The sequence below is a fragment of the Bacillus sp. EA-CB0995 genome (genome assembly GCF_055814245.1).
The window spans coordinates 4411859-4433758 of record NZ_CP169269.1; the positions used below are offsets into that span (position 1 = coordinate 4411859).

18 protein-coding genes and 3 pseudogenes are annotated in these 21900 nt (G+C 36.6%); 5 read left to right on the top strand and 16 right to left on the bottom strand.

The genetic code is table 11. The features are described from left to right. Positions 1-2: 2 nt before the first annotated feature. From ACEWFJ_RS22595 to ACEWFJ_RS22630, 8 genes and pseudogenes are all read right to left on the bottom strand, one after another. Positions 3-1411 (bottom strand): annotated as a pseudogene (locus ACEWFJ_RS22595) (NAD-dependent succinate-semialdehyde dehydrogenase). Between the two features lie 91 nt (positions 1412-1502). Next, positions 1503-2884 (bottom strand): annotated as a pseudogene (locus ACEWFJ_RS22600) (sigma-54 interaction domain-containing protein). A gap of 229 nt (positions 2885-3113) precedes the next feature. Beyond that, positions 3114-4475 carry a 4-aminobutyrate--2-oxoglutarate transaminase gene (gene gabT / locus ACEWFJ_RS22605; protein ID WP_429707926.1) on the bottom strand — a complete coding sequence of 454 codons (1362 nt, stop codon included), beginning with the start codon at positions 4473-4475 and terminating at the stop codon, positions 3114-3116. 277 nt (positions 4476-4752) lie between these two features. After that, positions 4753-5655 carry a diacylglycerol kinase gene (locus tag ACEWFJ_RS22610; RefSeq protein ID WP_429707927.1) on the bottom strand — a complete coding sequence of 301 codons (903 nt, stop codon included), beginning with the start codon at positions 5653-5655 and terminating at the stop codon, positions 4753-4755. 441 nt (positions 5656-6096) lie between these two features. Next, the gene (gene gatB / locus ACEWFJ_RS22615; protein WP_473689996.1) at positions 6097-7527 is read right to left on the bottom strand and encodes an Asp-tRNA(Asn)/Glu-tRNA(Gln) amidotransferase subunit GatB; all 1431 of its coding nucleotides are present in this window, start codon (positions 7525-7527) and stop codon (positions 6097-6099) included. A gap of 14 nt (positions 7528-7541) precedes the next feature. Continuing rightward, the gene (gatA, locus tag ACEWFJ_RS22620; protein WP_473689997.1) at positions 7542-8999 is read right to left on the bottom strand and encodes an Asp-tRNA(Asn)/Glu-tRNA(Gln) amidotransferase subunit GatA; all 1458 of its coding nucleotides are present in this window, start codon (positions 8997-8999) and stop codon (positions 7542-7544) included. 15 nt (positions 9000-9014) lie between these two features. Continuing rightward, the gene (gene gatC / locus ACEWFJ_RS22625; RefSeq protein ID WP_017154187.1) at positions 9015-9305 is read right to left on the bottom strand and encodes an Asp-tRNA(Asn)/Glu-tRNA(Gln) amidotransferase subunit GatC; all 291 of its coding nucleotides are present in this window, start codon (positions 9303-9305) and stop codon (positions 9015-9017) included. A gap of 176 nt (positions 9306-9481) precedes the next feature. After that, the gene (locus tag ACEWFJ_RS22630) at positions 9482-9733 is read right to left on the bottom strand and encodes a YiaA/YiaB family inner membrane protein (protein ID WP_429752676.1); all 252 of its coding nucleotides are present in this window, start codon (positions 9731-9733) and stop codon (positions 9482-9484) included. 241 nt (positions 9734-9974) lie between these two features. Here ACEWFJ_RS22630 and ACEWFJ_RS22635 point away from each other — a divergent pair, with 241 nt between their 5' ends. The 4 genes from ACEWFJ_RS22635 (at position 9975) to ACEWFJ_RS22650 (ending at position 12629) form a co-directional block, all read left to right on the top strand. Then, the gene (locus ACEWFJ_RS22635) at positions 9975-10457 is read left to right on the top strand and encodes a MarR family winged helix-turn-helix transcriptional regulator (RefSeq protein ID WP_473689998.1); all 483 of its coding nucleotides are present in this window, start codon (positions 9975-9977) and stop codon (positions 10455-10457) included. Between the two features lie 76 nt (positions 10458-10533). Further along, positions 10534-11715, top strand: a complete 1182-nt coding sequence (locus ACEWFJ_RS22640; RefSeq protein ID WP_473689999.1) for an ArsA family ATPase — start codon at positions 10534-10536, stop codon at positions 11713-11715. Continuing rightward, positions 11708-11902 carry a DUF3926 domain-containing protein gene (locus tag ACEWFJ_RS22645; RefSeq protein WP_473690000.1) on the top strand — a complete coding sequence of 65 codons (195 nt, stop codon included), beginning with the start codon at positions 11708-11710 and terminating at the stop codon, positions 11900-11902. The genes ACEWFJ_RS22640 and ACEWFJ_RS22645 overlap by 8 nt, the downstream gene beginning before the upstream one ends. A 163-nt stretch (positions 11903-12065) precedes the next feature. Further along, complete coding sequence (locus ACEWFJ_RS22650; protein WP_429718917.1) at positions 12066-12629, top strand: cysteine hydrolase family protein; 564 nt, start codon at positions 12066-12068, stop codon at positions 12627-12629. 373 nt (positions 12630-13002) lie between these two features. Here the strand turns inward: ACEWFJ_RS22650 and ACEWFJ_RS22655 are convergent, their stop codons facing one another. Genes ACEWFJ_RS22655 through ACEWFJ_RS22685 form a run of 7 tightly spaced genes read right to left on the bottom strand, consistent with a single transcriptional unit; the run spans position 13003 to position 19375 of the window. Beyond that, positions 13003-14001 (bottom strand): histidinol phosphate phosphatase domain-containing protein, encoded by a 999-nt coding sequence (locus tag ACEWFJ_RS22655; protein WP_473690001.1) that lies wholly within the window; start codon positions 13999-14001, stop codon positions 13003-13005. Next, on the bottom strand, positions 13991-14794 hold the full coding sequence (locus ACEWFJ_RS22660) for a DeoR/GlpR family DNA-binding transcription regulator (RefSeq protein WP_473690002.1): 804 nt from the start codon (positions 14792-14794) through the stop codon (positions 13991-13993). The genes ACEWFJ_RS22655 and ACEWFJ_RS22660 overlap by 11 nt, the downstream gene beginning before the upstream one ends. Next, entirely contained in the window at positions 14791-15795 is a 1005-nt protein-coding gene (locus ACEWFJ_RS22665; RefSeq protein WP_473690003.1) for an ABC transporter ATP-binding protein, read from the bottom strand. The genes ACEWFJ_RS22660 and ACEWFJ_RS22665 overlap by 4 nt, the downstream gene beginning before the upstream one ends. 1 nt (position 15796) lies before the next feature. After that, the gene (locus tag ACEWFJ_RS22670; protein ID WP_473690004.1) at positions 15797-16576 is read right to left on the bottom strand and encodes an ABC transporter permease; all 780 of its coding nucleotides are present in this window, start codon (positions 16574-16576) and stop codon (positions 15797-15799) included. Continuing rightward, positions 16573-17418 (bottom strand): ABC transporter permease, encoded by an 846-nt coding sequence (locus tag ACEWFJ_RS22675; protein WP_473690005.1) that lies wholly within the window; start codon positions 17416-17418, stop codon positions 16573-16575. The genes ACEWFJ_RS22670 and ACEWFJ_RS22675 overlap by 4 nt, the downstream gene beginning before the upstream one ends. Positions 17419-17454: 36 nt before the next feature. Continuing rightward, a complete protein-coding gene (locus tag ACEWFJ_RS22680; RefSeq protein ID WP_230574550.1) occupies positions 17455-18288 on the bottom strand; it encodes an alkaline phosphatase family protein in 834 nt (277 codons plus the stop codon). Then, the gene (locus ACEWFJ_RS22685) at positions 18278-19375 is read right to left on the bottom strand and encodes an ABC transporter substrate-binding protein (RefSeq protein ID WP_473690006.1); all 1098 of its coding nucleotides are present in this window, start codon (positions 19373-19375) and stop codon (positions 18278-18280) included. Before ACEWFJ_RS22685 ends, ACEWFJ_RS22680 begins: the two co-directional genes overlap by 11 nt. A gap of 338 nt (positions 19376-19713) precedes the next feature. On the opposite strand from ACEWFJ_RS22685, the pseudogene ACEWFJ_RS22690 reads away from it, so the two are divergent. After that, a pseudogene (locus ACEWFJ_RS22690) lies at positions 19714-20126 on the top strand (PH domain-containing protein). Between the two features lie 165 nt (positions 20127-20291). Here ACEWFJ_RS22690 and pruA read toward each other — a convergent pair. Then, the gene (gene pruA / locus ACEWFJ_RS22695; protein WP_473690007.1) at positions 20292-21839 is read right to left on the bottom strand and encodes an L-glutamate gamma-semialdehyde dehydrogenase; all 1548 of its coding nucleotides are present in this window, start codon (positions 21837-21839) and stop codon (positions 20292-20294) included. Positions 21840-21900: the final 61 nt, after the last annotated feature.

The following is a 21900-nucleotide window of genomic DNA, read 5'->3' on the forward strand; positions in this document are numbered from 1 at the left end:
TTTTATAGACCTAACGAAATATATTTAATTTCTAAGTACTCTTCAATTCCAAAGTAACCGCCTTCACGGCCAATACCACTTTCTTTAAATCCGCCAAATGGAGCTTGTGCGACAGATGGAAGACCGTCATTTAAACCAATAATCCCGTATTCCAATGCTTCGCTAATTTGGAATGCTTGGCTAATATTTGTTGTAAAGATATATGCTGCTAAGCCATATGGCGTATTATTTGCACGCTCAATTACCTCTTCAGCTGTTTTAAATTTCGCAACAGGTGCAACCGGTCCAAATGTTTCTTCTGTCATACATAGCATATCATCATGTGCTTCGCCAATTACAGTTGGTTGAACAAAATGGCCATTTAATTCTGCAATCTTTTGTCCGCCATTAAGTACCTTTCCACCCTTTTGAATCGCATCTTCTATATGTTCTTGCACTTTTTCAACAGCTGACTCATCAATAAGTGGTCCGACAGTCGTGCCTGCTGCAAAACCGTCACCTACTTTTAGTTCTCCTACAGCTGCTTGGAATTTCTCTACGAAGTTTTCATACACATCTTCTTGAACAAACACTCTATTCGTACAAATGCACGTTTGACCAGCATTACGGAATTTCGAGCCGATTACTGCTTCTACAGCTTTATCTAAATCTGCATCATTCATTACAATAAACGGTGCATGACCACCTAATTCTAATGAAACTTTTTCACTGTTTCAGCTGCACCGCGCATCAATTCTTTTCCAATTTCTGTTGATCCAGTAAAGGATACTTTTCTTACGCGTCCATCATTCATCCACGTATCAGCAATTGCTTTCGCACTTCCTGTTACGATATTTATGACACCTTTTGGAATTTCTGCTTCATGTGCAAGTTCAGCTAATTTTAATGCTGTTAATGGTGTTTGGCTTGCTGGTTTTACGACCGCCGTACATCCTGCTGCTAATGCAGGTGCCACTTTTCTTGTAATCATCGCTGCTGGAAAGTTCCATGGCGTAATTGCTGCAATTACACCAACAGGCTGTTTCGATACAAGGATACGTTTATTAGGATGCGAAGCAGGAATCATGTCTCCATATACACGCTTCCCTTCTTCTGCATACCATTCTACAAAGCTATTCGCATAGTTTACTTCACCAAGCGCTTCTGCAAATGGTTTTCCTTGTTCCTTTGTCATAATAGCCGCAATTTCTTCTTTATGATCATCAATTAACGTGAACCACTTTTTCAATTTGTTCGCACGCTCAGCTGCCGTTAGCTTTGACCAAGTCTTAAACGCTTCATGTGCAGCATCTACCGCTTGCTTTGCTTCAGTTACTCCACCTTTTGGAACAGTAGCAAATACTTCTTGTGTAGCCGGATTGTTAATTTCAATTTGTTCATGCAAATGAACAAATTCCCCATTAATATACATCGCTTTCTTATCTAAATTAATAGCCATTGTTTTTTTATCCAACCTTTTCATCCTCCTTTATATTTACTGTACCAAATGCAATGGTACTTTTTTAAATTCCTTCTTCTCCTCCAACGAGAAGTTCTTCTCCAATAAACTTTTTGATTTTTCTAGTTGCTGCGGACTGACTAATTTTTAAAGTCTCTGCTACCTTATAGCTTGATTGATGTGCTTTATACGCTTTCAAAATAATATTGCGCTCTACTTCCTCTAACATTTCATACAAACTTTTTCCGGATTGTTCAATTGTAGAATTTTGCATAGATAATGGTAAGTCTTCCAATGTAACAAGCTCATCTGCAGTAATAACAACACGTTCCATCACATTTTCTATTTCTCGATTATTTCCTTCCCAAGGATATTCTAAAAATGCTTGTAATACATGCGGAGATAGCTTCACATTACGCCCATACTTCTCATTAAAATGCTGCAGGTAATAATAGACTAGTGGTAAAATATCTTCTTGTCTCTCACGTAAAGGAGGAATATAAATCGGAATCACATTAAGGCGGTAATATAAATCCTTTCGAAACGTCCCCTGTTTCACCATTTCTTTCAAATTTCTATTCGTTGCGGCTACAATGCGCACATCTACTTTTTTAATTCTCTGCCTCCTACTGGGCGGAATGTTTTTTCCTGTAATACTTGTAAAAGTTTCGCTTGAATTTCAAGAGGCATTTCTCCAATTTCATCTAAAAAGAGTGTCCCTTTATGAGCCAGTTCTAAAATGCCTTTTTTCCCTTCACGATGCGCACCTGTAAAAGAACCACTTGCATATCCAAACAGTTCAGATTCAATTAAATTTGTTGGCAAAGCGGCGCAATTGATTTCATAAAACATTTCATTTTTACGATGGCTAAGTTCATGTAAATGGCGTACTAATCTACTTTTTCCAACCCCTGTTTCTCCTAAAACAAGAACCGTGCTATCTACTACGGATACTTTTTTTATCGTTTCAACTATCCTCTGCATAGCTGCACTTTTAAAAATAAGTCCTTCATGCTCATATGTTTCTCGTAATTCTTTTTTATACGTTTTTAATTGATCCGTCATTGCCTCTACCTTTTTTCGCAATTGATAGAGCTCTGTTAAATCACGTGAGTAGCTAATGACCCTTCTTAAATTACCGTGATCATCGAAAACTGGCCGTGTTCGAACATGTAAATATTCTCCTGACTTTGTTGTCTGCACTAATTCAATTGGCTTCTCTTTTTCGATGACTTCAAGTGTTGCAGATGGATAAAAAATCCCTTCCTTTTGTAACTCTTTTACACTCTTACCAACCAATTTCTCCGCTGGTAACTGGTAATGTCTTTCGCACATGCTGTTGACACGAACAACAATACCTTTCTCATCTGTTACAAAAATCTCATCAAATGCATGTTCAAATACATCTTTTAAATCCATAAATACTCGTTCCTTTTCCGCCACCATTCCAGTCACTCCCTGAAGTTTAAATATTTTCAAAGTTTTATAACCCTGCTATGATAAAGAGCATTTGAAATATCACAGATTGACGGTTCATCTTAGAGAATAAATGATATTCAAACACGTCCAATTTATATATAATACTTTGTCATTATTATATAACAGGGAGAACCGGAACAGTTGCAAACAAGTTTTTAAAATGAATATTTTACAGGAAACTCAATACGCTTTTAGCTTATACGTGTGCTTTATCTACTTTTCCATAACAAGCTTGAAGCGATTCTTCAAGAATGTTAAGCCCTTCTTCAAGTTGCTCATCTGTAATAACAAGCGGCATTAAAACGCGAACGACATTTCCATATGCGCCTGCCGTTAATAGCAATAAACCTCTCTTATTTGTTTCTGCAGTAAGATTTGCAGCTAACGTTTTATCTGGCTCTTTCGTTACTTTATCTTTCACTAATTCGAAGGCACACATTGCTCCTAACCCGCGAACATCACCAATGCATTCGTATTTTTCAGCCATTTGTTGAAAACGATCCATTACTTCTTTTCCAATATGCACAGCACGTTCATTTAAATTTTCTTTCTCCATTACTTCAAGAACAGCTAATGCAGCGCTGCATCCTAATGGACTTCCAGCATACGTTCCACCTAATTCACCAGGTGCAGCCTCATCCATTACTTCTTTTCGGCCAATTACACCACTAATTGGTACACCCGCTCCTAGCGATTTAGATACAGTAATTAAATCTGGTACTACATCGTAATGGTCAATAGCAAAATATTTACCCGTACGGCCAAATCCTGTTTGAATTTCATCAGCAACAAACAAAATGCCATGTTCAGCACATAAACGATGTACTTCTTTCACAAACTTTTTACCCGGGACGATAAAGCCGCCTTCTCCTTGTACAGGCTCCATCACAACAGCTGCAATGCTTTCTGGCGCAACCTCTGTGATTAAGAAGTTTTTAAACTCTTCAATGATAAAATCTTCATATTGTTCTTCTGTTAATCCAGCTGGACGACGATATTCGTAAGGGAATGGAGCTTTATAAACCTCTGGTGCAAACGGACCAAATCCATGCTTATACGGCTTTACTTTACTTGTCATTGTCATCGTCATTAATGTACGGCCGTGAAATCCTTTTGTAAATGCAATAATCCCTGTTCGTTTCGTATACTTACGAGCAATTTTCACTGCATTTTCAACAGCCTCAGCTCCGCTGTTTAAAAACAATACTTTTTTATCAAAAGCCCCTGGCGCTATCGCAGCTAGTTTCTCTGCCAATTCAATATACGATTCATACATCATTACGTTAAAACCTGTATGGATATATTGATCGATTTGCTTATGAAGAGCCTCTGTAACAGTCGGGTGACAATGTCCGACGTTGATTGTGCCGATTGCCCCAGCAAAGTCGATAAATTGATTTCCATCCACATCTGTAACAAGCGCTCCATGAGCCGATTGTACAAATGTTTGAATTCCATTACTTACTCCTCTTGGTACGATATTTTGGCGGCGTTCAAATAATGAAGCTGCTTTTGAACCCGGAATATTTTGATTAACCTTAGCAAAATTTGTTTTCATTGTATATTCCACCTCTTTTAATGATTTGCTTTTTATATTGCAAAAAGTATGCCAATTTTCAAACACACTGTACTCCTATATTTTTATAAATTTTGACTCAAAAAATAAGTCCTTAAAGACTCGAAGAGAGTCTTTAAGGACTTATTTAAAAGATTTCTATCCATTCTCGCATTTCAATTACAGAAATGGATGGGACACGCTGACAAAAAATATATGCAAAAATACAACAAAAGTACAACGAACTGCCAATTTACATTCTTTACAAAAAAACTACCTTTTACAAGGTAGTTTCTTTTTGCTCTGGAACAAATAATTCTAAACAGTGATATATATTTTCAAACTCCATCGGTGCATCGCCGCCGTACTCACCGTCTAAATTAATCATTAACTTTTCTGGAGAATGTACTTTAATTCGATTTGCCTGTGTATATAATACTTTCGGATTATTTATATGCTCACCACGCTGCGCTTGTGTTGCTGCCTTAATTAGGTCTGCAATAGAACCCTTTTTTAATATTAACAAATCAAACAAACCATCATTAATAGATGCATACGGCGCTACTTTTTCAAAGCCGCCGACAGATCGTGTATTCGTAATTAAAAACATTGTAATTTCTTCTTGCAGCATCTTTCCATCATACTCAATTTCTACATATGTCGGATGCAAAGACGGTAACATTTCAATCCCCTTTAAATAATATGCAAGTTGCCCAAGTACTGTTTTTAATTTACTTGGCACTTCATATGTTAATTCTGTAATGCGGCCACCGCCAGCAATATTAATAAAATATGTATCATTTGCTCTTCCAAGATCAAGAGGTACCGTTTGACCAGCACAAATGATATCAGCAGCTTCTTCGATTGAGCGAGGTACACCAATCGCTCGAGCAAAGTCATTTGTCGTTCCAACTGGGATAATCCCAAACTTCGGAAGATGCTCATTTCCAACTAACCCATTCACAACTTCATTTAACGTACCATCGCCGCCTGCTGCAATAACAACATCAAACTTACGCTCTGCCGCTTGCCTCGCTGCCACAGTCGCATCTCCAGGGCCTGTCGTCGCATGACATGACGCTTCATACCCTGCTTTCTCTAATTTTTGTAGTACTTCTGGCAAGCTCTTCTTAAATAACTCGCGACCAGAAGTTGGATTATAAATAATTCTTGCACGTTTCATATAACATTAGCACAGGAAAACCCTCATTCATCAAAAAGGGAAAGGAATAGCCGCCAAGCATTTGCTTAGCACTCCTATGCGTACCCTCCTCTCAATTCTACATGTATTTCCTTCAACCTAACAAAGCAATATAATTTCATTGTTAACACTAAATTAACATTTATTTCATACCATATTATGAAAAAATTCTCTCTAGATTTAGATTTATCATTATTACAAACTTTTTGCAACTATCATACCATACTTAACTGAAGGGATTTTTCTTATATTTGTCAGTTAATCAAACGTTTGTTTAAACAAAATATCATTTAAACAAACGTTTGATTAACTCAGAAAAACACCCATATTTGGGTGTTTTTCTGTTTAATCTTCGTTGTTGCATTCTCGCTTCAGCGGCTTCGCGGTTTCTCATCCTAAGCGAAACGCCTCCACTTTTCGTGCTTATCGCTTGTTAATCTCTTCAAGTAAGATTTTATTAACAAGCGGCGGATTTGCTTGTCCTTTTGTTGCTTTCATAATTTGACCAACTAAGAAACCAATTGCACGGTCTTTACCGTTTTTGAAGTCTTCAATAGACTGTTCGTTATTATCAAGAATTTCTGTTACGACCTTACGAAGTGCTCCTTCGTCAGAAATTTGAACAAGACCTTTTGCTTTTACGATTTCTTCTGGGTCTCCACCTTTTTCAATTAACTCGTTAAATACTTTTTTCGCAATTTTAGACGAAATTGTACCTTTTTCAATTAATTGAATCATTTTAGATAAACCAGCTGGTGTTAGTGCTACATCTTGTAATTCTTTTTGTTGTTTGTTTAAGTATGCTAGTACTTCACCCATTAACCAGTTTGATGTTAATTTCGCGTCTGCACCATCTGCAACTGTTGCTTCGAAGAAATCAGACATCTCTTTCGTTAATGTTAATACGTGTGCATCATAAGCTGGTAAGCCAAGCTCTTCAACATAACGTACTTTACGAGCATCTGGAAGTTCAGGAATAGAAGCACGCACGCGTTCTTTCCACTCATCATCGATGTAAAGCTCAACTAAATCTGGCTCTGGGAAATAACGGTAATCGTCAGATCCTTCTTTCACACGCATTAAGATTGTTTTCTTCGTTGCTTCATCATAACGACGTGTTTCTTGTTGGATGATCCCACCAGATAATAGTTCTTTTTCTTGACGTGTCTGTTCAAACTCAAGACCTTTTTGTACGTAAGTGAAAGAGTTTAAGTTTTTCAGTTCTGCTTTTGTACCGAATTTTTCTTGTCCAACTGGACGAAGAGAAATGTTCGCATCACAGCGAAGAGAACCCTCTTCCATCTTACAATCAGATACGCCTGTATATTGAATGATTGATTTTAGCTTTTCTAAGTAAGCATACGCTTCTTCTGGTGTACGCATATCTGGCTCAGATACGATTTCGATTAACGGCATACCTTGGCGGTTGTAGTCTACTAATGAATAACCTTCGCTTGTATGTGTTGATTTCCCTGCATCTTCTTCTAAATGAAGACGTGTAATACCGATGCGTTTCTTTTTGCCGTCTACTTCGATTTCAATCCAACCATTTTCCCCAATTGGTTTATCAAATTGAGAGATTTGATAAGCCTTCGGGTTATCTGGATAGAAATAGTTTTTACGGTCAAATTTTGTTTCTGTTGCGATTTCACAGTTTAATGCCATTGCAGCTTTCATTGCAAAGTTAACTGCTTCTTTATTTAGAGTTGGAAGCACCCCAGGATATCCTAAGTCAATTACACTTGTTTGTGTATTTGGATCCGCTCCGAATTCTGTTGGACTCGCAGAGAAAATTTTCGAATTTGTTTTTAACTCAACGTGAACCTCTAAACCGATAATTGTTTCAAAATTCATCTATGCTCGCCTCCTTACAGACTTGCTTTTTTTGTATGATAATCTGTTGCTTTCTCGAACGCATGTGCAACGCGATAAATTGTAGCTTCATCGAAGTGTTTACCAATAATTTGCAGTCCAAGCGGCATGTTGTTTGCGCCGAATCCACATGGAACAGAAATTGCTGGAACACCTGCTAAGTTTACTGGAATTGTTAAAATGTCATTTGCATACATTGTCATTGGATCATCGATTTTTTCGCCTACTTTAAACGCTGGAGTTGGCGTGGTTGGTCCGATAATAACATCATAGTTTGCAAATACATTTTCAAAGTCATTTTTAATTAATGTACGTACTTGTTGTGCTTTTTTGTAATATGCATCATAGTAACCCGAGCTAAGTGCGAATGTACCAAGCATAATACGACGTTTTACTTCGTCACCAAAGCCTTCGCTACGTGTATTCTTATACAGGTCCATTAAGTTATTCACATTATCAGAACGAACGCCGTAACGTACGCCATCAAAACGTGAAAGGTTAGCAGACGCTTCAGAAGAAGAAATTAAGTAGTATGTTGCTAGTGCATATTTAGAGTGTGGAAGCGATACTTCTTCCCAAGTCGCGCCCATACCTTCTAACACTTTTAAAGCAGCTAATACTGACTCACGGGCCTCTTCGCCAACACCTTCACCTAAGTATTCTTTTGGCACAGCGATGCGTAAACCTTTTACGTCGCCTGTTAAACCAGCTAAGTAATTGCCAACTTCAATGTTTGCAGAAGTTGTATCCATACGGTCAACACCTGAAATAGCTTGCAGTAAGTATGCATTGTCTTCTACTGTACGTGTAATCGGTCCAATTTGGTCAAGTGAAGATGCAAACGCAACTAAACCGAAGCGAGATACACGACCATATGTTGGTTTTAAACCAACAACACCGCAATATGCAGCTGGTTGACGGATAGATCCACCTGTATCAGATCCTAAAGAGAATAATACTTCTCCTGCAGCTACAGATGCTGCTGAACCACCGCTTGATCCGCCTGGTACGTAATCTAAGTTCCAAGGGTTTTTCGTAGCGTAGAATCCAGAGTTCTCGTTAGAAGATCCCATCGCAAACTCGTCCATGTTTAATTTACCAATTGTAATTGTGTCTGCAGCGTTTAGCTTTTGCACAACTGTCGCATCATAAATTGGGTCAAAGTTTGCTAATATTTTACTCGCACACGTTGTACGAAGACCTTTTGTTACAATGTTATCTTTCACACCGATTGGCATACCAAATAGTAAACCATTATCTTCAGCGCCTAATTTTGCATCTAATTCTTTCGCTTTTGCACGTGCATTTTCTTCATCTAATGTAAGAAACGCTTTTACGTTATCTTCAACATCCGCAATACGTTTGTAAGATTCATCTACTAAATCCGTAACGGAAATTTCTTTGCTTTGTAATTTTTTATGTAACTCTGATACAGAACGATCAAATAATGACATCGAAATTCCCCTCCTCTATTCTAATACTGCTGGAACACGGATTTGATTATCTTTGTGATCCGGTGCATTTTTTAATACTTCTTCAACTGGTAAACCTTTTTCAGGTACATCTTCACGCATAATATTCTTCATATCTAATACGTGAGTTGTTGGTTTTACGTTTGTTGTATCTAATTCATTTAACTGCTCAGCAAATGTAACAATTGCATCGAGTTGTTTTTGAAATTTTTCTGCTTCTTGATCTGTAATTGCAAGGCGTGCTAAATGCGCAACATGCTTTACATTCTCAACGGAAATTCTTGACACGGCTAGGCCACCTCCATAATATATCGTACAATCTACAATACTATTGATGATACCAAATTTTCAGTAGTTCAAGCAAGTGAACACAGCACACTTCACCCATTTTTGAACAAAAAAAGAAAGGCTTTCGCCCCCCTTATCAATTTGCTATATAAAATTCTATTAAACAGAATCCATTCTTACTTCTCAATTGTTTCTTTTTTGGAAACTGGTTCAGCATGGATGTTGTTTGCATTATCCTCTTCATTATCACGAATTGTTTTTTGCAATACAAAACAAGACATCGTTAAAAATAATGTACCAAGTAAATAATAGCCTTTTACACTGAGTGGTTCCTCTAGCGTATAAATACCAATTAACATGCCAGAAAGCGCACAAACGAAAGATGTCCATGCTAAAAACGTGAATGCTTGAGTGTTTCTCCTTCTCATTGTTCTTCTCCCCCTTATCAATACCTAACCCATTATTAGATGGGTATACCATCATTCATACTATAAAATCTCATGTAAAATACTCTATCTTTTGTATTACTCTAGCATACATATAATTCTTTATAAAGAAAAAAATGGATATAGTCTGAAAAGTTAAAAATAATTATTTGACATTTATTGAGGTTGAACATAGAATGAAAATAAATATTACGAACATCGAAATATACGGGAGTGGAAATAATTGCTGCAATACGAACATTTTTTAGATTTACTGCTAGATAACGCCAAGAAGCTTTTCTATCCAGAAGAATGGGTGAGCATTGATTTATCACTTTCAAAAACAGAAGTATTCTGTCTGTTATGGATGGAGCGAAACACAGACATTACGATGAGTAAAATTACGGAACTTCTTGATATTCCAATGAGTACGACGACAGGTGTCGTCAATCGTCTCGTAAAAAAAGGGTATATTGAGCGCTACCGAAGTGAAAGTGATCGTCGTATTGTATTGATTCGTTTAACGGAAACTGGCCTAGAGCTTGTAGAAGAAGTAAAGCAAAATGCTGCTCATTACTTCAGCCTTGTGACTGAAGCACTATCAGAAGAAGAAAAAGCATTTTTACTGCAAATCTTCCAAAAAATCATGAACCATATTGCTACATCACAACAAAAAACAGAAGAAAAGCTTACTTCACCTAAGATGAAAAACATTCCGATTGAATAAAACCCTTTATGGGTTTTTATTCAAAGATATATTTCGACTCTCGTAATATTCGATTACCGAAACAAAGGGGATATGAATGATGAGAATTATTTTATACACAGGTAAAGGCGGCGTAGGGAAAACAAGTATTTCAGCAGCAACAGCAATGCAAAGTGCAAAACAGGGACTAAAAACATTGGTGATGAGCACCGACCCTGCTCATAGTTTAGGAGATTCATTTGGTATGAAACTTTCCTCAGAGCCACAAGAAATTTGTGAAAATTTATGGGCACAAGAAATTAATACAATCTATGAAATGGAAAAGGGCTGGGGTAAACTTCAAAAATATATTACATTACTATTTACATCAAAAGCAGCTGACGATATTACTACAGAGGAACTTACTATGTTCCCAGGTATGGAAGATTTAATTAGCTTACTGCGTGTATTAGATTACTATAAACAAAAAACATACGATGTCATTATTATTGATTGTGCTCCAACTGGTGAAACATTAGCTATGCTAAGTTTCCCTGATATGCTCGGCTGGTGGATGGAAAAACTCTTTCCAATTAAACGTAAAATATTAAAAGTTGTACGTCCTGTCGCACAGCCACTTCTTAGATTCCCCCTTCCTACCGATGATGCCATGGACGAATTAACACATACTCTCGAACAGCTCGGTGAAATGAGAGATATTTTATCCAATCGAGAAGTAACAAGTATTCGTGTTGTTGTGAATCCGGAAAAAATGGTTATTAAAGAGGCTCAGCGCAGCTTTACGTATTTAAATCTATACGACTACAATGTTGATGCTATCATGATAAATCGCGTCATTCCTGACACTGTCACAGACTCTTATTTTCAGGCCTGGAAAGATACACAAAAGAAATATAAGGCATTGATTCAAGATAGTTTTCAGCCGCTTCCTATTTATGAAGCACCAATGTTTGAACAGGAAGTAGTTGGTTTACCTATGTTAGAGCGTGTTGGCGATGCTTTATTTAAAAATGATTCTGATCCAACTGCCGTGAAATTCAACGGACGGACGCAATATGTCACAAAAAACGGTGATGAATATATCTTTGTTCTTTCCATCCCATTCTCTGATAAAAGTGAACTCTCTTTAAACCAAAAAGGTGACGAACTCATTATTCGAGCCGGTTCCGTAAAACGAAACATTACCTTACCAAAAACATTAACGCATTTGTCCATTCAAGGAGCAAAATTTGAAGGTGATGTACTCAACATTCGATTTGGAGGTGTTGTTCATGCGTGAAGATTTGCTACGGAAAGTCATTCGGACGAAGATAGAAGTTGGAGGGTATGTTATAAACGGATTACCTGCCCCACTTCAGCAGCGAGCAAACGAGATGCTGAACATGTTTCATGAAGAACTAACTTCTTATATAAAGGAACAGAAACAACCTGCGGAAACTTCTTTAAAACGTGTGACAATTGAATAACGGTATAGAAAAGGCCAGGAAAATTCCTGGTCTTTTCTACTTAAACTTTTCAATTTTAATTTCATGTAAATTTCTTTATCTCACATTTTTCAAAAAGGAAAACTCCCTAAACTAATGGAATAATTAAACGAATACAAAATCGAAACTGGAGGCTGTAACTGAAATGAAAACTGCTCTTTTACTCGTCGACATCCAAAATGATTATTTTCCAAACGGAAAGATGGAACTGCGAAATGCTAGCGAAGCAAGTGAATATGCAAAACGCATACTTCAATATTTCCGTGAAACAAATCAGCCTATTTTTCATATCCAACATGTTTCCACTCGCGAAAATGCAACATTTTTTCTTCCAAATACAGAAGGTGTACACATTCATAAGAATGTTCGTCCTTTGCAGCAAGAAACAGTCATATTGAAGCATTATCCAAATAGTTTTCGAGAAACTTCATTATTACAAGAATTACAAGATTTACAAATCGAACACGTTGTTATATGCGGCATGATGACACATATGTGCATTGATGCTACAGTACGAGCTGCCTTTGATTTTGGCTTTACATGCACAGTAATACATGATGCGTGTGCAACGAAAGACTTAATCTTTAAAAACGTTTCCATTCCAGCTGTATATATTCACAACACAATTCTAGCTTCCTTAAACGAAGTGTATGCTGAGATAATCAGCACTGAAGAGTTTTTACAGCGCGAAAAATCCCTTTGGACTTAACCAAAGGGATTTTCTTTATATCGTTTCATTTCTCTTACGCTTCCATCAGTAACTCTATATTCCTATCAAGATGTATAAAAAAGAAACACCGCCTTCAGCGAGCAAACTGAAAGCGGTGTCTTCTTGTCTAATCATAGATTTTCCTTCAAATTGTATTATACAGGAAATTTATGAAATTTATACAGAGAAATACTACAAAATACAATATATTTTCTACGAATATAACGTATTTTTAATAGAAATGTTAAAAACTAAGCAGATTCAATATATATTCACTCTTTTTATTGTAATTCCTAATAAAAACAGTTTTAGACTAAAGATACTAAGTAAAGTTTCCATGGTACAAACGAAGATAAAACCTTTTTCATGTTTCTTATCCTAAAGGTCTCATAATTCTTTTGCGCTGTTCAAATGTAGCAATTTCCCTTATTCCTTTTCCCAAAAGCATTTCCGTATTTTTCTCTACATATGCCCCTAAATCATCGGGAAAATGAGAATCTGAGGATGTGGTAAATGCTACTCCTTCTTGAACTAAAATATCTAAAAAAGTTGGACTTGGACACATTTCTTTCACAGGATAACGATAATATAATCCGGCATTAATCTCAGTTGCTGTATTTGTTTCGATTAACGCTCTCGCAATTTCTTTATAATGGGAAAGGAGAAGATTCTCGTCCGGCCGGAATTTAAATACTTTTAAATTATCAAGATGAGCAACAAAATCAAATAGCTCACTTCGAATTGCCTTTTCTACTACATGGAAGAAGTCCTTATATAATTCTACTAAATTGTAATTAGAAAAATATTCTTGGGTATCAGGGTTATCAAATCCCCATCCATATATATAATGAACTGAACCAATTACATAATCCCAATCGTATACTCCAAGCAATTCTTTCAGTTCTTTCTCTCCACCAGGAAAATAATCTGCCTCCATTCCAAGGCGCAGCTTTATTCCTTCTTTTTCCCAGACTGCTTTTGCTTCTGTAATAGCTTGTACAAATTCGTCCATAGATTGTGTCATAACTTGATCTAGCCATAATCGTTGCTTTCTGCCGATTTCCGTATCACTCAAGTCCAAATACCGCTCAAAATACGAACGAGTTTCTTTAAAACGATATAAATGATCTACAATTCCAACTTCGCTTAACCCTTTTCTCTTTGCCTCTTGTAAATATAAATCGAGCCAAGTTACATCATATGCACCTTTTTGAAGACGCTGTCCCAATCGTTCCATACTTTTATTCAACCATTCTAGCGTATGATACTTCTCCTCAATTGGACTAAAATGATTTAAAGCAATATTTGTACGATTAAGCCAGTGCAATGAATAAGGCCCTTCTTCTAAATGTAAATGATAATCAACTTTCATACTGCTCTCCACCTTTGACTATAATCCATTGTAGCATCGTATCTAGCTGATTTTTTCTCCATGCATGCGGCATATCTTGATCACAAATGATATAATCAACCGCCGCCAATGGGCAAATACGATAAAATGATTTTGTATCCACCTTAGAAGAATCAGCCAATACAAATATTTGGCTCGCTTGCTTTACCGTTGCAGCAGAAACAATAGCCTCTTCCAAGTCATAGTCACTCACATCTGTCTGTGTAATTCCTCCGCATGAAAGAAATACTTTATCAAATTGAAACTCCTGTAGAATTTTACATGTTAAAGAACCGGTAATTGATCTTTGCTCAGGGTTTAATACTCCCCCAAGAATAATAACTTTCCCATCGAAATATTTCTCTTCTAATCGTTGATTTAAAATATCGGCTACCGCTAATGAGTTTGTAACGATAGTAACTCGCTGTACATCTTGTATGAAATGAGCTAAATGGATGGTTGTTGTTCCTATATCAATCATTACAGTATCTCCATCTTGAATAAACCGTGCAGCCTTTTTTCCGATTTCCTGTTTCAAATCGTAAAATACATTCATTTTCTGACTAAAATGAGGTTCATTATTTGTTTGATGATAGTTAACAGCACCGCCATGTACTCTTTTCAGTTTTTTCTCTTTTTCTAAAATATCTAAGTCTCTTCTAATTGTTTCCGGTGTTACTCCTAAACTTTTAGCAAGGGAAGCGACAATAATCTTTTTTTCTCGTTCTAACTGATCTAAAATATGTTGGTGACGCTCGAGCAACGATAAATTCATATCAGCGAAATCACATCCTCTTTACTAATGTATAATTTTCTTAGTTCATTTTCTTGTAAAATCTCTCTAGTGCTATGAAGATGCTCAGCTGTTATCGTTACATTGTTAGAGCACAATTCATAACGTGTAACATTCCCAAGCATCATAACCTTATGAATTTTCCCAGAAATCGTATAGGTATTTGATCGGCATTCAGGGCTAAACACTTCCGGGCGTATAGCATATAAGTCATGTGTAAACTCTTCTGTATCTCCTATTAACAACTTCAGTTCATCTCTCGTTAATACATTATAATTCCCCATAAATCTAGCCACAAATTCATTAGTAGGATGAGTATAAATTTCATGTGGTGTACCACTTTGGGCAATATGCCCTGCATTTAAAATGTAAATTTTATCACTAACAGCCATTGCCTCTTCTTGATCATGCGTAACTAGTACAGTCGTCATATTTAATTCCTGTTGAATAGATTTCAACAACTTCTGTAAGTTTTTACGAATTTGCGCATCTAATGCGCTCAACGGTTCGTCTAAAAGCAACACTTTCGGTTCTGTTACAAGAGAACGAGCTAATGCAACCCTTTGTTGTTGTCCCCCAGATAATTCCCTTGGATAAGATTGTTCTTTTCCTTGTAATCCAACAAGGGTAATCATACGAGATACTTTTTGGCGAATCGTCTCTTTGTCCATTTTTTTCATTTTTAACCCGAACGCTACATTTTCTTCTACAGTCATATTTGGAAATAATGCATATGCTTGAAATACCATTCCCACTTGGCGGTCTTTCGGTTTTGCGTTTGTCACATCTTTTCCGTCAATTTGAATTGTACCGTTGTCCATTTCTGTTAACCCTGCTAAAGTACGAAGCAACGTACTTTTTCCGCAACCGCTTGGTCCTAATAACGTTACAAATTCCCCCTCTTTAAAAGAAAGAGATATATCGTGCAGAACTGTTTGATTATTAAAGGACTTCGTAAGATTTTCTATTGTGACATAACTCATATTACACTGTCTCCTTTTTTATACGTGTCATTTTTACAAGAATTGTCGAAAGAATACACATTAAAAAGAAATAGCAAACTACAATAGCACTCGCAATGTGCCCACTTTTGCTTAAATTTTGATACAAATATGTTTGAATCGTTTCGAAACGTCCTCCGACAAGCAAGTTAATTAATACAAATTCGCCAAACAACATAGAGAATGACAAGAGAGACGATACTAAAAGCCCAGATAAAATGTTAGGTACGATGATTTTCATAAATGCTGTAAAACGACTGGCTCCCAACATTTCTGCTGCTTCCATCAATGATTTTGCATGTATTGTACGTAAACTATTTCGTGTTCCTTGATACATATAAGGAAGAATTATAACAAAGTAAGCTCCAACAACTACTAATACCATCGAAATTCCACTACTTGAATAAGCACGGATTAAGCCTACGCCAATAATGACACCAGGCATTGCATACGTCATAATAATGAGCGCTTGTACAAACTTTTCTAATCTAGGTGCATATACAACAATTGAAAATATTGCAGGCACCATAATGATAATTGCTAATACAGTAGACCCTAACGATAACAGTAAAGATCGTCCAAAAGCTTCTATAAAACGCATATCACTAAATAAATCGCTGTACCACTGCAATGTCAGCCCTTCTGGTAATATCGTTCTATTCCACTCTGTCGCAAAAGAATATAGAATTGTTGCAAGCAACGGAATAAACAAATACAAAAAAACGATTCCTATTGTAACGTAATGATAAAACGGTCGTTTCAAGATAAATCCCTCCGAATTTTACGAGTTAACCATTCATTAATTAACATCGCTACTACTAGCACTAAGCCTAAAAGAACCGCTAATGCACTACCTAGTTCAGGACGGGCGAATATATCTCCTGATACTAAAGCTCCTACTCGAATTGTCACAAGATTATACGTACTTCCAGTTAGCGCGTAAGCTGAAGCATATGCCCCCATTGCATTAGCAAACAAAATGCTAAATGTCCCTGCGATACTTGGCAATATAACCGGCAAGCCAATTCGTAGCCAAAATTGATAAGAAGATGCCCCAAGTAATGCAGCTGCTTCTTTCCATTGTTTTTGAATTCCGGCATAGACTGGGTAAAGAAGCATGATTCCTAACGGTAATTGAAAATAAATATAAATTAATACAAGCCCTGACCAAGAATATAAGTGGAAGGAGCTTAACGTATCCCACCCCAATTGTTGAAACAATAACATAAACAATCCACTATTCCCTAATAAAACAATGAAAGCGAAGGCTAAAGGAACACCTGCAAAGTTAGATGTCAAATTCGCAAAAATTAAAATTCGATCTTGTATTTTTCTAGGAAAAAGAGTAATTGAATACGTAGCAAATACAGAAATTAAAATTGCAATAAAGCTTGAGAAAATTGAAATCATAATACTGTTTTTAAATGCTTGATGATAATAAAAATTCTTAAACACTTCTATATAGTTGGAAACAGTGAAACCATTTCCTCCTGTTTGTTGAAAGCTTCCATAAATCATAGAAATGAGCGGAACAAATAAAAATAACACAATCAATAAAAAGAACGGAATAAGACTTGCTATAAGCATTCCATTAATACGTTTCAAATTTAAAACTCCTCTCTCAAAAGAAAAGGCGTCTTCTTAAATGAAAGACGCCTTTTTTACACCAGGAATAACTAAATTTTGCATAAGGTGTGACGGCTGAATTCCAAGTAAATTACAAACTAAAGGAGCAATTTGTAATTGAGGAATTTCCTCCTCATATATTCCTGTTGTCACTTTATCACTAATGATAAACAACGGAACATCACGATCAGCCGCTGTTGTTCCCCCATGATTACCATCATCATTCATTCCATGATCTGCAGTGATAATCACTTGATATCCAGCTTCTATCCAAGCCGGTAAAATATTTGCTAAAATAACATCTACAGCAATAACCCGATTACGATATCTAGCTGAATCTGCTGTAAATTTATGTCCGTCATCATCTACATTCATAGAGTGAACATACAAGAAATCCGGTTGATATGTTCGCAGTAAGTAATTGGCATCCGCAAACAAATGTGTATCTGGATAATGATCTTCCCAATAGAAAATGCCTTTTTCAATTGGGCGGGAATCGTCCAATTGAATACGATCCGTTTCAGGATGAAACGGCGCTTTATTATATAGCTCACTTACCCAGTAGTACGAAGCCGTTGCATTTGTTAAACCATGTTTTTTCGTTAAATGAAACAAACTTTCCTTATTTGATAAACGAACTACATTATTTGTTGTAATACCATTTTCATAAGCTGGAGTACCTGTCAACAACACCTCATATAAAGGACGAGACATCGATGGCAATTCTGATTTCACTTTATACCTTGCTGCTTTTCCCTTTTCAACAAGGTGATGCAAGTATCCCATTTGCATCACCGCAGTGTCATAACGCAAACCATCAATCATAATAAATGCAAGTTTATTTGACATACATTAACACCTGCTCTTGCCATAATTGCGGTAATTGTTTTGTTACATCTTCCCAAGCTTTTTCATCTGCTACATGTCGTACATTTTTGTACATTGTATCTGGCAGAAGCTTTGCCTTTACGTCTGCAGGAAGCTTTACATTTTCACGAATTGGACGAGCATATCCATTTGCTAAATTGGTTTGTCCTTTATCTGATAAAATATACTCACGCGCTAACATAGCTGAATATGGATGTTTTGCATACTTATTGATAACCGTAGCATAACCAGACATAACGGACGTTTCTTCTGGAATAACTACATCAAAACGATTTGGATCAATTTTATCGCGATATCCTAATGCATTAAAATCCCAGACGATTGCAACATCAACCTCTCCTTTTTCTAAAGCTGCTAAGTTCGGATCAGCTGTACCTAAACGTCCTTGTTTAGCTAACTTTTGAAAGAAGTCAACACCCGGCTGGATATTCTTCTCATCTCCACCGTTTGCGTAAGCTGCGGCTAATACCCCAAATTGTGCTTGATTTGCTTTTTGTACATCACCGATTGTTACCTTGTAATCTCCTTTTTCGAGATCCTTCCATGATTTTGGTGGATTTTTCACTTTATTCTTATCTGTGATGAATGCGAGCGTTCCTGTATAACCCACTACCCAATGGCCATCCTTATCTTTCGCCCATTCTGGTATATCATTCCAATAGGATGTTTTATACGGTAATGTTAATCCTTTTTCTTTTGCCAATGGACCAAAAGCAATACCAACATCACCGATATCTCCCGTTGCATCATTCTTTTCCGATTCGAACTTCGCTAACTCTTCAGCGCTCGACATATCTGTATCTGTATGTTTGAGGCCGTACTCTTTATTCAAGTCATCCCAAGTCCCTTTCCAGTTTGCCCATGCATCAGGCATCCCTACTGAATTGACCTCTCCCTCTTTTTTCGCCTTTTCTACAACTTCTTGAAGCGAGAGCTTATTATAATCAATTGCTTTTGCCTCTTTTTCTTCTTTACTTGAACATCCTGCAAACATAGAAACTGCTAAAGCACCTGCTGTTACGACCTTCCAAATCGATTTTTTATTCATATAAAAGTCAGTCTCCCTTTTTGTTTTATTGTTTGTTTACTTTTGTTTACACTTCAAATAATAATAAACAAATATAAAGCAAAAATTAAAAAGTTGTAAAGGTTTGGTTTTTTAATCGTTAAGGAATTGTAAATTTATAAAATTATTCATACTTTTTAGAGGTCGGATGTAACATACCTCGAGCATCATTTGAATAAATTTGAATTTTCAGATATTATTAAGTGTAGCAACAACAAAGCATCTATAACTAAAATGGTTGTAGAAATTCGCCTATTACCAATTAATGGAACTTTCAGATCATTAAGAATATACAGCTTTAGAGACAGGAGGGGATTTCATTGTATTTTCCATCAAAAAAAGATTTATGGTTATATCCCATTTATTTTGGTTGTATAATTGCTTGTTTTGTTCCACTATTTATAAGAAGAGACTACGGAGTTCTTTTTTCACAATACCTTTTGCAATCTTGTTAGTTTGGAGTTGGTTTACAACAGGATATAAAGTAAATAGCGAACTACTAATCATCCAAAATAGTCCGATAAAAAAGAGAGTTTCAATAAAAGATATAAAAAAAATTACACAAACAAAAAATCCGTTAGCATCTCCCGCACTTTCAATTGATAGGCTTGAAATAATTTATGGATCTGATTTTGGAATGGCACTTGTGTCTCCAAAGGATAAACAAAAATTTGTATCTTTGTTGAAAAGCATGAATCCACAAATTGAGGTGGAAAGCAGGTTAAATCAATGAACTTTTGGAGTGATTCTGAGAATCACTCTATTTTTATCCCGTATTAATATCACCATTATTTAAATCATACTCTATTAAGCTAACATATCTGTTCATCGCAACCGTCAAGAATAACACAAACAAAAAAAGACCTTCCCACTTAGGAAAAGGTCTTTCTTATACTTCTTATAGAGTTTCAGAAGTAGTTTTTGCTTGCATGTGTAATGCTATATAGTCAGGTCCACCAGCTTTAGAGTCTGTACCAGACATGTTAAAGCCACCGAATGGTTGGTAACCTACGATTGCACCAGTACATCCACGGTTGAAGTATAAGTTACCAACATGGAAGTCTTCACGTGCTTTTTCAATATGTTCACGGTTATTAGAAACAACTGCTCCTGTTAAACCGTATTCTGTATTGTTCGCAATTGCAAGTGCATGATCAAAGTCTTTTGCTTTGCAGAATGCTACAACTGGTCCGAAGATTTCTTCTTTCATTAGACGAGCATCTTCAGCAACGTCAGCAATGATTGTTGGCTTAATGAACCAACCTTTAGAATCATCACCTTCGCCACCCGCTACAAGTTTACCTTCTTCTTTACCAATAGCAACATAGCTCATTACTTTATCGAATGCAGCTTGGTCGTTAACTGGTCCCATGTTTATGCCTTGTTCAGCTGGGTTTCCTACTGTTAATTCACTTGTTAATTCAATTGCACGGTTTAATACGTGATCGTATACATCTTCATGGATTACCGCACGAGAACATGCAGAACATTTTTGTCCTGAGAAACCAAATGCAGATGCAACGATAGATTTTGCTGCTAATTCAAGATCTGCTTCTTTATCAACAACGATTGTATCTTTACCGCCCATTTCAGCGATAACACGTTTTAACCAAATTTGCCCTGGATTTACTTTTGCTGCGCGTTCGTAAATACGAATACCAACATCGCGTGATCCAGTGAAGCTGATGAAGCGTGTACGAGGATGATCAACTAAGTAATCTCCAACTTCAGATCCGCTACCAGGAATGAAGTTTACTACGCCTGCTGGTAAGCCAGCTTCTTCTAATACTTCCATAAACTTCGCTGCTACTACAGGTGTTGTACTAGCTGGTTTTAATAATACAGTGTTACCAGACACTAATGCAGCTGTTGTCATACCTGCCATGATTGCAAATGGGAAGTTCCAAGGAGAAATGATAACACCTACTCCTAATGGAATGTAAGAGAAACGGTTATATTCAATTGCACGGCTTTCTACTGGAATGCCGTCTTTTAATTTCAACATTTGACGACCATAATACTCCATGAAGTCGATTGCTTCTGCTGTATCAGCATCTGCCTCATTCCATGGTTTACCTGCTTCTTTCACAAGAATTGCGGAAAACTCATGTTTTCTGCGGCGAACGATTGCAGCTGCACGGAATAAAATATCTGCGCGCATTTCTGGTTTCGTTTTTCTCCAAGTTTGGAATGTTTCATCCGCTACTTGCATTGCTTTTTCTGCTAATTCACGATTTGCCTTTGAAACGCGGCCAACGACCTCTTCTTTATTTGCAGGATTCACAGAAACGATTTTATCGTCTGTAGTGACCTTTTCTCCCCCAATAATTAATGGATAGTCTTGTCCAAGATAAGATTCTACTTTCTTTAAACCTTCTTCAAATGCTACTTTATTTGCCTCTACTGTAAAATCTGTAAATGGCTCATGTTTGTATGCTACTACCATTATTTTAGCCTCCCCTTAGAAAAAAACGTTTACATAATACAACATTATTCTACACGATAAT